11 protein-coding genes are annotated in these 13,403 nt (G+C 58.5%); 8 read left to right on the top strand and 3 right to left on the bottom strand.

The window, feature by feature from the left end:
• Positions 1–125: 125 nt before the first annotated feature.
• Both NL64_RS24980 and NL64_RS24985 read right to left on the bottom strand, forming a co-directional pair.
• Complete coding sequence (locus tag NL64_RS24980; RefSeq protein WP_080758124.1) at positions 126–1,253, bottom strand: acyltransferase family protein; 1,128 nt, start codon at positions 1,251–1,253, stop codon at positions 126–128.
• Between the two features lie 433 nt (positions 1,254–1,686).
• The gene (locus NL64_RS24985; protein WP_034150750.1) at positions 1,687–2,409 is read right to left on the bottom strand and encodes a tellurite resistance TerB family protein; all 723 of its coding nucleotides are present in this window, start codon (positions 2,407–2,409) and stop codon (positions 1,687–1,689) included.
• A 197-nt stretch (positions 2,410–2,606) separates the two neighbouring features.
• On the opposite strand from NL64_RS24985, the gene NL64_RS24990 reads away from it, so the two are divergent.
• The 8 genes from NL64_RS24990 (at position 2,607) to NL64_RS25025 (ending at position 12,819) form a co-directional block, all read left to right on the top strand.
• Positions 2,607–3,521: a LysR family transcriptional regulator gene (locus NL64_RS24990; RefSeq protein WP_034150751.1), complete on the top strand. Its 915-nt coding sequence runs from the start codon at positions 2,607–2,609 to the stop codon at positions 3,519–3,521.
• A gap of 145 nt (positions 3,522–3,666) precedes the next feature.
• A complete protein-coding gene (locus NL64_RS24995) occupies positions 3,667–5,124 on the top strand; it encodes a gamma-aminobutyraldehyde dehydrogenase (RefSeq protein ID WP_034150752.1) in 1,458 nt (485 codons plus the stop codon).
• Between the two features lie 223 nt (positions 5,125–5,347).
• Complete coding sequence (gene ydcS / locus NL64_RS25000) at positions 5,348–6,499, top strand: putative ABC transporter substrate-binding protein YdcS (protein ID WP_034150753.1); 1,152 nt, start codon at positions 5,348–5,350, stop codon at positions 6,497–6,499.
• A 224-nt stretch (positions 6,500–6,723) separates the two neighbouring features.
• Positions 6,724–7,761 (top strand): ABC transporter ATP-binding protein, encoded by a 1,038-nt coding sequence (locus NL64_RS25005; RefSeq protein ID WP_034150754.1) that lies wholly within the window; start codon positions 6,724–6,726, stop codon positions 7,759–7,761.
• A gap of 1 nt (position 7,762) precedes the next feature.
• Positions 7,763–8,710, top strand: coding sequence for an ABC transporter permease (locus NL64_RS25010; RefSeq protein WP_034150755.1), 948 nt, complete (start codon positions 7,763–7,765; stop codon positions 8,708–8,710).
• Positions 8,700–9,509: an ABC transporter permease gene (locus NL64_RS25015; protein WP_034150756.1), complete on the top strand. Its 810-nt coding sequence runs from the start codon at positions 8,700–8,702 to the stop codon at positions 9,507–9,509. Before NL64_RS25010 ends, NL64_RS25015 begins: the two co-directional genes overlap by 11 nt.
• Positions 9,510–9,677: 168 nt before the next feature.
• The gene (locus tag NL64_RS25020) at positions 9,678–11,102 is read left to right on the top strand and encodes a gamma-aminobutyraldehyde dehydrogenase (RefSeq protein WP_034150757.1); all 1,425 of its coding nucleotides are present in this window, start codon (positions 9,678–9,680) and stop codon (positions 11,100–11,102) included.
• 232 nt (positions 11,103–11,334) lie between these two features.
• Positions 11,335–12,819, top strand: a complete 1,485-nt coding sequence (locus NL64_RS25025) for an APC family permease (protein ID WP_034150758.1) — start codon at positions 11,335–11,337, stop codon at positions 12,817–12,819.
• A 303-nt stretch (positions 12,820–13,122) separates the two neighbouring features.
• Here NL64_RS25025 and NL64_RS25030 read toward each other — a convergent pair whose 3' ends face one another.
• Complete coding sequence (locus NL64_RS25030) at positions 13,123–13,308, bottom strand: hypothetical protein (protein ID WP_034150759.1); 186 nt, start codon at positions 13,306–13,308, stop codon at positions 13,123–13,125.
• Positions 13,309–13,403 lie beyond the last annotated feature (95 nt).

Genomic DNA, 13,403 nt, shown 5'->3' on the forward strand with positions numbered 1-13,403 from the left:
GGCTTGTTTCGAAATGCGGGGAGTATAGCCGAGGGCGGTGTTTCATTTATAAGACACAGAGCACTACTTTTCCTTCGCAAAAAAAACCCAGACCCCGCTGTGGCACCGTGTTTTTGCCCAATGGATCAAAGTCGCTTGTGAAGCTGCGGCAGCCGTCCTCCATCAGAAACGGAGGCCTCCGCGTCGGCGGGCTCTTGTCTCAGTTCCAACTCATTCTCGAAACCGGCCTGAAGTCGTAGATTGAGTCTCCGCCCAAGACTTACACAGGGTTTCTCTATCAATGAATAACTAATACTCGATAGCGTAAGCGTCGCCAGGATGTAAATCAAAAAAACGCCAACGTTAAACTCTGCACTCAAGTCCACCCAATGCGCAGCCCATTCCAGAAAGAAGGGATGTATCAAATAAGTCGAGTAACTAATAGCACCCAAATAGCTCAGAATTTTTATTGATAGTCGAAAGTACAGTGTCATAACAACACCAAACATCATGCCTATCGCATAGCTAACAAAATAGGCATAAGGATTCTCGTTGTACCCGTAATTATTACTGTAAGAGAGCAAACAGATAAGCGGCAGAAAAACAACGAACAACGCCATCCAAATATAAATATACCGACGAACTTCTTTGCTCGCATATCCCAAACTGGCCTCTCGCCAGAAACTGCCGAAAAACATGATTGACATACACAACGGCACTGCCACGGGGATTTTTTTTGCCAAATAATATCTTGCCACTGAAAATATTAAGGCTAAAACCAGCAACCCGACAGCTGCTTTAAACCGCACAGAAGCTCGACTGAGCAAACCAAAACCAAAAAGCCCCGCGCACAAAATGTAAAAGAACATCTCTATAATCAGGGTCCAATAGACCCCAAACAAATCCGGAACTCTGAATACCGCCTGAAACATCGTTAGATTAGCAGCGAGCACTTTAAGCGATACACCCGTCGATAAAAACCAATACGAACTTATAACCGCCAATGCAATAGAAAACCAGTAGGCCGGATACAGCCTGAAAAATCGAGAGATTGCAAAAGCGGCTAGTGCATGTTTTCCCTCTTTCAGGCTATACGGTATTACCATCCCGCTTAGCAAAAAGAACAACACAACACCTATTTGCCCAAGGTTCACGAAGGTAAAGAAAACATTATCCTTGAGTGGCGTTCTTTCGATGAAGTGTGCCAAAACGACCATCATCGCTGCGATGCCTCTCAGGACATCCAGATGCGCCAGCCGGCCTTGTGAAGTCATGCGGCAAGTCCTGAGTAGATACATGCGAAGGGTAACGTTTTCAATGGGCTCAAGCCCCAATGATCATCGACGATGACCGGGCTCCGCTGTTTCTCTATCAGGAAACAACCCATCGTTGAGAGGACGAGCGTAGTACTAATCGGACTGCCTGCAAGTTTTCTCTCCAATGGATAATTACTCCGCGAACTGAGTTGGCAAATTTTATTATTCTGATGAACCCAAAAAATCGCAGAAAGTTTACCTGAGGATTTATCCCTCGGTCTCAGGTTTCTAGGACGTAGCGCGAGACACCAGTCGCTGACCGGCTCGCAATGAATATCAGGCCCCGAACCGGGCACGACTACTCAGGGATGCAAACCCTGAGTAGCCAACGAGCATCACACTCGCGAAGGTCAATGACTTGTCGCCATTGACACCGTGATGATATGAAAAATTACAGGAAAGTTTGTCGCACCTGCTTCTCCAACTCTGCCTTCAGCCCCGGCTCAAGTTTGAGCTGCCGCGCCAGTTCATCAAGGTAGGACTTCTCCATAAAGCTCTCCTCGTCCACCAGCATCACACTGGCGATGTACATCTCCGCAGCCATTTCCGGCGTGGTGGCAGCACGGGCGACGTCGCTTGGGTCCAGCGGTTTGTTGAGTTCGGCATGCAGCCAGTGTTGCAACTCCTGATCATTGTCGAGCTTGGTGAACTCACCTTCGATCAGCTCGCGTTCGCGTTCGTCTATATGACCATCAGCCTTGGCCGCAGCCACCAACGCCTTGAGAATCGCCTGGCTGTGTTGCTCGACTTGGGCTGCGGGCAAGCGATCGAGGGTTTGCGGCTCAGTCCTAGGCGCCGTGCCCTGCTGGGCCTGCCAGTTTCCGTAGGCCTTGTAGGCCAGCACACCCAACGCGGCGAGGCCGCCATAGACCGCGACTTTGCCGCCGACCGAGCGCGCCTTCTTGCTGCCCAGCAACAGGCCCATGGCACCGGCCGCCAATGCACCGCCGCTCGCGCCAGAGAGCAAACCGCCAAGGCCTCCCGAGCCACCGCTACCGCCGAGCAATCCGCCCAATCCTGCGCCGGAGGATTTGTTCTGCGACCCGCCCGCCTTGTTCTGCAACATGTCCTGGCCAGACTTGAGTAGCTGATCGAGCAATCCACGGGTGTTCATTTTCCGCCTCCACAAAAAGGGTTCAATCGGACCATAAGGCCTCCAGCCTAGATCGAAAGTGCCCAAGGCCTGCCGACGAGAGTGCTTCCAGATGTTGCTCCTGCTTTTACTTAAAGCTTGAAGCTCACAGCCTCCTTCTAAAATTCCGATATACACTCGAACCAATCGATAAAAACCGCCCACCGGATACGCTTCCCATGATGACCTTGCGTCAGATCCGTCATTTCATCGCCGTGGCCGAGACCGGCTCAATCTCCGCCGCCGCGCAAACCGCTTTCATTTCCCAATCCACCCTCACCCTGGCGATCCAGCAATTGGAGGAGGAAATCGGTGTCAGCCTGTTCAGCCGCCACGCCAAGGGCATGACCCTGACCCATCAGGGTCATCAGTTCTTGCGTCAAGCGCACCTGATCCTGGCCACCGTGGACAATGCCAAACGCAGCCTGCAACAGAGCACCGATCAGGTCGCCGGGCAGTTGATTATCGGGGTGACCAGCCTGGTGGCCGGTTATTACCTGGCGGATTTGCTCACCCGTTTCCAGCGCGCCTACCCCAACGTCGAAATTCGCGTGATGGAAGACGAGCGCCCGTACATCGAGCATCTACTGGTCAGTGGCGAAATCGATGTCGGTGTGCTGATCCTCTCCAACCTCGAAGACCGTCACGCCTTGCAGACCGAAGTGCTGACCCACTCGCCCCACCGTCTATGGCTGCCGGCCCAGCATCCGTTGCTGGAACACGACAGCATCAACCTCGCCGACGTAGCCCGCGAGCCGCTGATTCAACTTAACGTCGATGAAATGGATCGCAATGCCCAGCGCCTGTGGACCGGCGCGGGCCTGCAACCGCGCATTACCTTGCGCACCGCCTCGACCGAAGCGGTGCGAAGCCTGGTGGCCGCCGGACTGGGCGTGTCGATCCAGCCCGACATGACCTATCGCCCGTGGTCACTGGAGGGCGACATCATCGAAGCGCGGCCAATTGCCGACTTGAGCCAGACCCTCGATGTCGGTCTGGCCTGGCGACGCGGCACCGCGCGACCGGTGCTGGTGGATCCGTTTTTGACCGTTGCCCGGGAACAACCCCATGGCGGGCGCAAGCCATCTATTTAATCGAACGCCACCTTCAGTATTTAGAATTTGTCGACCTCGGGTCCGCGCACTAGTCTTGTTGCATCTATATAAGACGCGGGCCCCAGTCACAGGGAGTGCCGCTATGTCGTTACAAGACGCCACACAAAAAAAGAGAATCCGAAAAATGGCTGGCGCGCAGACCCCGTTGTTCACCGCGTTGTTGATCGATGGAGAATTGGTCGCCGGTCAGGGTTTTGTCGAACCGATCCTCAACCCGGCTACGGGCGAAATCCTGACGCAGATCGCCGAAGCCAGCACCGAGCAAGTCGAAGCCGCCATCCTTGCCGCCCACCGCGCCTTCGCCGGTTGGTCACGGACCACGCCACAGCAACGCTCGAACCTGCTGCTGGACATCGCCAACGCCATCGAAAAAAACGCCGATCATCTCGCCCGCCTCGAAGCACTCAACTGCGGCAAGCCGTTGCACCTGGCCCGCCAGGACGATTTGACCGCCACCGTTGACGTGTTCCGCTTCTTCGCTGGCGCCGTGCGCTGCCAGAACGGCCAGCTCAGCGGCGAATACCTGCCGGGCTACACCAGCATGGTCCGCCGCGACCCGATTGGCGTGGTGGCATCGATTGCGCCGTGGAACTACCCGATCATGATGGCCGCGTGGAAAATCGCCCCGGCCCTGGCTGCTGGCAACACCCTGGTATTCAAGCCTTCCGAGCACACACCGTTGTCGATTCTGGCCCTCGCGCCAGCGCTCGCCGAAATCCTGCCACGTGGCGTGATCAACATCATCTGTGGTGGCGGTGAAGGCGTCGGCAGTCATCTGGTCAGCCACCCAAAAGTGCGGATGGTGTCGTTGACCGGCGATATCGTCACCGGGCAGAAAATCCTCCAGGCCGCCGCGAAAACCCTCAAGCGCACTCACCTCGAACTCGGCGGCAAAGCACCGGTGATCGTGTGCAACGACGCGGACATTCAAGCGGTGGTCGAAGGCGTGCGCACCTACGGCTATTACAACGCCGGCCAGGATTGCACCGCCGCGTGCCGGGTTTATGCACAAGCCGGGATTCACGATCGTCTGGTGGCCGAACTCGGCGCGGCGGTCAGCAGTTTGCGTTTCGCTGGCAAGCGCGATGCGGACAACGAAATCGGGCCACTGATCAGCACCCGCCAACGCGACCGCGTGGCCAGTTTTGTCGAGCGCGCCCTCGGCCAGCCGCACATCGAACGAGTGACCGGCGCAGCGGTGCATTCCGGTGCCGGTTTCTATTACCAGCCGACCCTGCTGGCCGGTTGCAAACAGAACGATGAAATCGTCCAGCGCGAAGTGTTCGGGCCGGTCGTCACCGTGACCCGTTTCAATGAACTCGAACAAGCGGTGGACTGGGCCAACGATTCGGAATACGGCCTGGCGTCTTCGGTGTGGACTCAAAATCTCGACAAGGCGATGCAGGTCGCCGCGCGGTTGCAGTACGGCTGCACCTGGATCAACAGCCATTTCATGCTGGTCAGCGAAATGCCCCACGGCGGCCTCAAGCGTTCGGGCTATGGCAAGGACCTGTCCAGCGATTCGCTTCAGGACTACAGCGTGGTGCGGCACATCATGGCGCGCCACGGACAGCATTTATAAAAGAGCACTACGCTAACAATTAGCCGTAAAGGCATTGAAGTTGAAACGTTAGAACACCGCGCCCCTTGTAGGCGCTGGCTTGCCGGCGAAGACGTCAGCAATGACAACGCAAGGCTTGAAGGCATCTTCGCCAGCAAGCCGGTTCCTACAGGATCGTGCTTGCAACGTTGAAACCCACGTTCAAAAACTGCCCCGACCATAATTTAAAAAAGAGGGAAATCCCATGTTCGTGCACAAGACCGCACTGCTCAGTGCAATCACCACCGCGCTGCTGGCCAGTGCCAGTGTCCAGGCCGCCGAGCCGCTGAAAGCTGTCGGGGCGGGCGAAGGCCAATTGGATATTGTGGCGTGGCCTGGCTACATCGAACGTGGCGAAAGCGACAAGGCCTACGACTGGGTCACCGGTTTCGAGAAGGAAACCGGCTGCAAGGTCAACGTGAAAACCGCTGCGACCTCCGATGAGATGGTCAGCCTGATGGCCAAGGGTGGTTACGATCTGGTGACCGCATCCGGCGACGCCTCCCTGCGCCTGATCGTCGGCAAGCGTGTGCAGCCGATCAACACCGCGTTGATCCCGAACTGGAAGAACCTCGACCCGCGCCTCAACGATGCGCCGTGGTACGTGGTCAACAAACAAACCTACGGCACCCCGTACCAGTGGGGGCCGAACGTGCTGATGTACAACACCAACGTGTTCAAGACTGCACCCGACAGTTGGGGCGTGTTGTTCAATGCGCAAAACCTCCCGGACGGCAAGCCGAACAAGGGGCGTGTGCAGGCTTACGACGGCCCGATCTACATCGCCGACGCGGCGCTGTACCTCAAGTCCGCCAAGCCGGAACTGGGCATCCAGAACCCCTACGAATTGACCGAAGCGCAATACAAGGCCGTGCTCGATCTGTTGCGCGCCCAGCAGCCGTTGATCCACCGCTACTGGCACGACACTACCGTGCAAATGAGTGACTTCAAAAACGAAGGCGTGGTCGCGTCCGGCGCCTGGCCGTATCAGGTCAACGGTCTGGTCAACGAGAAACAGCCGATCGCTTCGACCATCCCGAAAGAAGGTGCCACCGGTTGGGCCGACACCACCATGCTGCACGCCGAAGCCAAGCACCCGAACTGCGCCTACAAGTGGATGGATTGGTCGCTGCAACCGAAAGTCCAGGGTGACGTGGCGGCATGGTTTGGTTCGCTGCCAGCCGTACCGGCAGCCTGCACCGGCAGCGAATTGCTCGGCGCCGAAGGCTGCAAGACCAATGGTTTCGACCAGTTCGACAAGATCGCCTTCTGGAAAACCCCGCAGGCTGAAGGCGGCAAGTTCGTGCCGTACAGCCGCTGGACCCAGGATTACATCGCGATCATGGGCGGCAGGTAACACACCGCTCACCTGTGGCGAGGGAGCTTGCTCCCGCTGGGTGGCGAAGCCACCCCAAAACCAGTCAATGCGGTCTGACAGGTAAACCGCATCAACCCTTTTTGGGAGAGCTTCGCTCTCCAGCGGGAGCAAGCTCCCTCGCCACAACAGCACTTTGATTCAGATTTTTCAGAAGTCCAGGCGGGGCCGCTGCGACGGCCCTCGCCTTTTGGGAGCACCGCACCATGACGCTTGCAGTCCAGTTCACCAACGTTTCCCGTCTTTTCGGCGAAGTGAAAGCCGTAGACCGGGTTTCCATCGACATCCAGGACGGCGAGTTTTTCTCCATGCTGGGGCCTTCCGGCTCGGGCAAAACCACTTGTCTGCGCCTGATCGCCGGTTTCGAACAACCGAGCGCGGGCTCGATCCGTATTCATGGCGAAGAGGCCGCCGGGCTGCCGCCCTATCAGCGTGACGTGAACACCGTGTTCCAGGATTACGCGCTGTTCCCGCACATGAACGTTCGTGACAACATCGCCTATGGTTTGAAAGTCAAAGGCGTCGGCAAAGCCGAACGCCACAAACGCGCCGAAGAAGCCCTCGACATGGTCGCTCTCGGCGGCTACGGCGAGCGCAAACCGGTGCAGCTCTCCGGTGGTCAGCGTCAGCGTGTGGCCCTGGCTCGCGCACTGGTTAATCGCCCGCGTGTGTTGCTGCTCGACGAACCACTCGGCGCGCTGGACCTGAAGTTGCGCGAACAAATGCAAAGCGAGCTGAAGAAACTGCAACGCCAACTCGGCATCACCTTCATTTTTGTCACCCACGACCAGACCGAAGCGCTGTCGATGTCCGACCGCGTGGCGGTGTTCAACAAGGGCCGCATCGAACAGGTCGACACCCCGCGCAATCTGTACATGAAACCGGCGACCACATTCGTCGCGGAATTCGTTGGCACTTCCAACGTGATTCGCGGTGATCTGGCGAAGCAGTTGAGCGGTAATCCACAACCATTTTCGATTCGTCCGGAACACGTGCGTTTCGGCGAAGGCCCGCTGGCTGCACACGAGATCGAAGTCAGCGGTTTGCTGCATGACATCCAGTACCAGGGCAGTGCCACGCGCTATGAACTGAAACTGGAAAACGGCCAGACCTTGAACATCAGCCAGGCCAATAACCAGTGGATCGACAGCAGCGCGCAACATCAGACCGGGCAACGCCTCAGCGCACGCTGGGCGCGCGAAGCGATGATCCCGTTGCACGACACCATCGTCGGTGGGGTGTGACATGACCAGCGTGGCTATCCCTCACACCCCGGCCAACGGCTCGCCGTTGCGCAGGTTTTCCAACCTGTTGTATCGCCGGCCTAACCTTTATCTGTCGATGCTCTTGGTGCCGCCGCTGCTGTGGTTCGGCGCAATCTATCTGGGTTCGCTGCTGACCTTGTTGTGGCAAGGTTTCTACACGTTCGATGACTTCACCATGGCGGTCACGCCGGACCTGACCCTGGCGAATTTTGCCGCGCTGTTCCAGCCGTCGAACTTCGACATCATCCTGCGCACCCTGAGCATGGCCATCGTCGTGTCGATCGCCAGCGCCATCGTCGCGTTCCCGATTGCCTACTACATGGCGCGCTACACCACCGGCAAGACCAAGGCGTTTTTCTACATCGCGGTGATGATGCCGATGTGGGCCAGCTACATCGTCAAGGCCTACGCCTGGACGTTGCTGCTGGCCAAGGGCGGCGTGGCGCAGTGGTTCGTGCAGCATCTGGGGCTGGAGCCAGTATTGCAGTTAGTGCTGGGCATTCCGGGCGTTGGCGGCAGCACCTTGTCGACCTCGCACCTGGGACGCTTCATGGTGTTCGTCTACATCTGGCTGCCGTTCATGATCCTGCCGATCCAGGCTTCGCTGGAACGCTTGCCGCCATCGCTGCTGCAAGCCTCTGCCGACCTCGGTGCCAAGCCGCGCCAGACGTTCATGCAAGTGATTCTGCCGCTGTCGATTCCGGGGATTGCCGCCGGCTCGATCTTTACATTTTCACTGACGCTGGGCGACTTCATCGTGCCGCAACTGGTGGGCCCGCCGGGCTACTTCGTTGGCAGCATGGTGTATGCCCAACAAGGTGCGATCGGCAACATGCCGATGGCGGCCGCGTTCACGCTGGTGCCGATTGTGTTGATCGCCATTTACCTGTCCATCGTCAAACGTCTGGGGGCCTTCGATGCACTCTGAGAAAGCCTCTTTTGGCCTGAAAATCGCAGCCTGGGGCGGGTTGGTGTTCCTGCACTTCCCGATCCTGATCATCTTCCTGTACGCCTTCAACACCGAAGACGCAGCGTTCAGCTTTCCGCCCAAGGGCTTCACCCTGAAATGGATCGGCGTGGCGTTCTCGCGGCCGGACGTGCTGGAAGCGATCAAGCTGTCGTTGCAGATCGCCTCGATTGCCACCCTGATTGCCATGGTCCTCGGCACGCTGGCGTCGGCGGCGTTGTACCGCCGGGACTTCTTCGGCAAGCAAGGCATCTCACTGATGCTGATCCTGCCGATTGCCCTGCCGGGGATCATCACCGGGATCGCCTTGCTGGCGACCTTCAAGACACTGGGGATCGAACCGGGGATGTTCACCATCATCGTCGGCCACGCAACCTTCTGCGTGGTGATCGTCTACAACAACGTCATCGCCCGGTTGCGCCGCACCTCGCACAGTTTGATCGAGGCCTCGATGGACCTCGGCGCCGACGGTTGGCAGACCTTCCGCTACATCATCCTGCCCAACCTCGGCTCGGCGCTGCTGGCCGGCGGCATGTTGGCGTTCGCACTGTCGTTCGACGAAATCATTGTCACCACCTTCACCGCCGGCCATGAACGCACCCTGCCGCTGTGGCTGCTCAACCAGCTCAGCCGCCCACGGGATGTGCCGGTGACCAACGTCGTCGCGATGCTGGTGATGATCGTGACCATGCTGCCGATCCTTGGCGCTTATTACCTGACGCGGGGCGGTGAGAGCGTGGCGGGGAGTGGCGGGAAATAACCAAATATCCACTGAAGAAACCGAACCTGTAGGAGCCGGCTTGCTGGCGATGCGGGTTCACATTCAACGATCAGGTTGACTGACCCATCGCAATCGCCAGCAATCCGGCTCCTACAGATGATCGGTTTCTACAGATAAAAATAAACAGCTTCGAAGAGGACACATGCCATGCAAACCCAACTCTTGATCAACGGCCAACTGCAGAACGGTGAAGGCCCCGCCCAACCGGTGTTCAACCCGGCGCTGGGCCGTGTGCTGGTGGAAATCAACGAAGCCAGCGAAGCCCAGGTCGATGCCGCCGTGCGCGCCGCCGATGCCGCGTTCGACGGCTGGTCGCAGACTCCGCCGAAAGAACGTTCGCTGCTGCTGCTCAAACTCGCCGACGCCATCGAAGCCCACGGTGAAGAGCTGGCCAAACTGGAATCGGACAACTGCGGCAAACCCTACAGCGCCGCGCTGAACGACGAGATCCCGGCGATTGCCGACGTGTTCCGTTTCTTCGCCGGCGCCAGCCGCTGCATGAGCGGCTCGGCCGGTGGCGAGTACCTGCCCGGCCATACCTCGATGATCCGCCGCGACCCAGTGGGCGTGATCGCCTCCATTGCGCCGTGGAACTACCCGCTGATGATGGTCGCCTGGAAAATCGCCCCGGCGCTCGCCGCTGGTAATACCGTGGTGCTCAAGCCGTCGGAACAAACACCGCTGACCGCCCTGCGCCTGGCGCAATTGGCGTCGGAGATTTTCCCGGCCGGCGTGCTCAATCTGGTGTTCGGCCGTGGCCCTACGGTCGGCAGCCCATTGGTCACGCACCCGAAAGTACGCATGGTGTCGCTGACCGGCTCGATCGCCACCGGTTCGAACATCATTTCCAGCACCGCCGACACCGTCAAACGCATGCACATGGAACTGGGCGGCAAGGCCCCGGTGATCATCTTCGACGATGCCGACATTGACGCCGCCGTCGAAGGCATCCGTACCTTCGGCTTCTACAACGCCGGCCAGGACTGCACCGCCGCCTGCCGCATCTACGCGCAGGAAGGCATCTACGACAAATTCGTGGAGAAGCTCGGCGCGGCGGTCAGCAGCATCAAGTACGGCTTGCAGGATGATCCGGCGACTGAGCTCGGCCCGCTGATCACCGCACAACACCGCGACCGCGTGGCCGGGTTCGTCGAGCGTGCCGTGGCGCAGTCGCACATCCGTTTGATCACCGGCGGTAAAGCGGTGGACGGCGACGGCTTCTTCTTCGAACCGACCGTGTTGGCCGATGCGCAGCAAGACGACGAAATCGTCCGTCGCGAAGTGTTCGGCCCGGTGGTGTCAGTGACCAAATTCACTGATGAAGCGCAGGTGCTGAGCTGGGCCAACGATTCGGACTACGGCCTGGCGTCATCGGTGTGGACTGCCGACGTGGGCCGCGCCCATCGCCTGTCCGCGCGGTTGCAGTACGGCTGCACCTGGGTGAATACGCACTTCATGCTTGTCAGCGAAATGCCTCACGGCGGTCAGAAATTGTCCGGGTACGGGAAGGACATGTCGATGTATGGATTGGAGGATTACACCATTGTGCGGCATGTGATGTTCAAGCATTAAAAAGCAAAAGCATCGCTGGCAAGCCAGCTCCCACATGATTTCCGCAGTCCCTGTGGGAGCTGGCTTGCCAGCGATGGTGTCACCTCGGTTTCAAGGCCGAAACTGGCATTAGGCACCACCAGGTTCCAGACCATAGAAGTCAAAACAATAACCACCGATCCGGACGGCGCTCCCAAAGCCCCGCCACGGTTTCGGACACCCGAAATCTGCCGATTTCATGGAGCAAACACACATGAGTGCATCACCCGATCTCTCAGCAGCCGTTGCCGACAGCGACGCCGAGCAGCTGCGCAAACTGGGTTACACCTCAAACTTCAACCGCAGCATGAGCCTGTGGGAAAACTTCGCCCTGGGCTTCACCTACCTCTCCCCGGTCGTAGGGGTTTATACCCTCTTCGGCCTGTGCCTCGCCGCTGGTGGGCCACCGATGTTCTGGGCCTACTTGCTGGTCGGTTGCGGCCAATTACTCGTGTGCCTGATCTTCGGTGAAGTGGTTTCTCAGTTCCCGATTTCCGGTGGCGTATACCCGTGGGCCCGTCGCCTGGTGGGCAAACGCTGGGCGTGGATGGTCGGCTGGATTTACTCCATCGCCCTGTGCGTGACCATCGCTGCCGTTGCGGTGGGTGCCGGACCTTACCTCGCTGCAATGCTCGGCTTTGAGCCCAGTAACAACACCAACATTGTCATCGCCCTGGTGCTGACGCTGTTCGCCACGCTGGTCAACCTCAGCGGCACCAAGGTGCTGGCGCGCATCGCCATGTTCGGCTTCCTCTGCGAGCTGGTCGGCGCGGTGATCGTCGGCGTTTACCTGCTGGTCTTCGAGCGTCATCAACCGATCAGCGTGTTGTTCAACACCTTCGATATCAGCGTCAACGGCTCGTATCTGCCGGCCTTCTTGACCGCTTCATTGGCGGGGATGTTCCTGTACTACGGCTTCGAGGCCTGCGGCGACGTGGCCGAAGAAACCCCGAACCCGAGCAAGCAGATCCCGATTGCCATGCGCATGACCATCTACATCGGCGGCATCGCGGCGATGTTCGCCTGCCTGGCGCTGATCCTCGCCGTGCCGGACATGCAAGCCGTGATCGACGGCACCGACAAGGACCCGGTCGGCACCATCCTCAACAACGCCTTCGGCCCGGTCGGTTCGAAAATGGTGATGGGCGTGGTGATGATTTCCTTCATCTCCTGCGTCATCAGCCTGCAAGCAGCGGCAAGTCGTCTGCTGTATTCCTACGCTCGTGACGAAATGGTCATCGGCAGCCGACTGCTGAAAAAGATTTCTCCTACGACCCAGGTTCCGGTTGCCGCGCTGTTCGTCTCCGGCGTCCTGCCGGCACTGATCATCATCCTCGGCTTCTTCCTGCAGGACGCCGTCGCCACCATCGTCAGCTTCGCCGCAATCGGCATCTACCTGGCCTTCCAGATGATCGTCCTCGCCGCTCTCTACGCCCGCATGAAGGGCTGGAAACCCAGCGGCAAATTCACCCTCGGCGCCTGGGGCTGGCCGGTCAACATCGGCGCGCTGGCCTACGGTGTCAGTGCGATCATCAACATGGCCTGGCCGCGTACACCTGATGCGGCGTGGTACATCAACTATGCGATGGTGCTGAGCACTGCGATCGTGATTGGCTTGGGCTTGCTCTATATGTGGATTGCCAAGCCGTATGACCACGGGACGGCGCCTGCGGGGGATGCGTGGAAGGTTAGTCGGTAAGGGTATTTGTCTTTTGATCGAACGCAAAACCTGTAGGAGCTGCCGCAGGCTGCAATCTTTTGATTTTAAAAAACAAGATCAAAAGATCGCAGCCTGCGGCAGCTCTCACAGGGAAACGCGCTCATACATGAGCCCGCAGACGGCCATTGATAGCCAGCGCGCGAAAATCAAGTGCCCTCCAAATTAGTGAAAACCGTCTAGTCCTGAAACAGGTTTACACCTGTTTCGCCCAACGCCCGATGCAGGCAAATTGAGCAGTCTGGCCACCGTGAAAGCCATGGCTCCCACGGTAACCAGCCCTGCTCAAAACCGCGAAACACTCCGCATCGCGTCCACCAGATACCTCATCGCAATCCGGTCGCTCTCCGACAACTCCCGATAGCGCTCCAACAGTTTCATTTCCTCCGAATTGAGCCGACGCCTGCGTCGCCCTGTAGCCAGGCACGGAAAGATTCCCAGTATTTCGGTGATGCCTTGTACTTTCGACATGGACGATGTCCTTCTCTACGTCAAAGAAAACTTCAGAAACCGCATCGCCCTAACCTTTTTTCAGCAGCTGTCTGGTGCTCACTGAACCGCACCGG

The organism is Pseudomonas fluorescens (genome assembly GCF_000802965.1).
GTDB classification, from domain to species: Bacteria; Pseudomonadota; Gammaproteobacteria; order Pseudomonadales; family Pseudomonadaceae; genus Aquipseudomonas; species Aquipseudomonas fluorescens_A.

Coding starts and splice junctions, on each gene's coding strand:
- NL64_RS25020 (WP_034150757.1), top strand. CDS start 9,678: ATGCAAACCCAACTCTTGATCAACGGCCAACTGCAGAACGGTGAAGGC.
- ydcS (WP_034150753.1), top strand. CDS start 5,348: ATGTTCGTGCACAAGACCGCACTGCTCAGTGCAATCACCACCGCGCTG.
- NL64_RS25005 (WP_034150754.1), top strand. CDS start 6,724: ATGACGCTTGCAGTCCAGTTCACCAACGTTTCCCGTCTTTTCGGCGAA.
- NL64_RS24980 (WP_080758124.1), bottom strand. CDS start 1,253: ATGACTTCACAAGGCCGGCTGGCGCATCTGGATGTCCTGAGAGGCATC.
- NL64_RS25010 (WP_034150755.1), top strand. CDS start 7,763: ATGACCAGCGTGGCTATCCCTCACACCCCGGCCAACGGCTCGCCGTTG.
- NL64_RS25030 (WP_034150759.1), bottom strand. CDS start 13,308: ATGTCGAAAGTACAAGGCATCACCGAAATACTGGGAATCTTTCCGTGC.
- NL64_RS24985 (WP_034150750.1), bottom strand. CDS start 2,409: ATGAACACCCGTGGATTGCTCGATCAGCTACTCAAGTCTGGCCAGGAC.
- NL64_RS24990 (WP_034150751.1), top strand. CDS start 2,607: ATGATGACCTTGCGTCAGATCCGTCATTTCATCGCCGTGGCCGAGACC.
- NL64_RS25025 (WP_034150758.1), top strand. CDS start 11,335: ATGAGTGCATCACCCGATCTCTCAGCAGCCGTTGCCGACAGCGACGCC.
- NL64_RS24995 (WP_034150752.1), top strand. CDS start 3,667: ATGGCTGGCGCGCAGACCCCGTTGTTCACCGCGTTGTTGATCGATGGA.
- NL64_RS25015 (WP_034150756.1), top strand. CDS start 8,700: ATGCACTCTGAGAAAGCCTCTTTTGGCCTGAAAATCGCAGCCTGGGGC.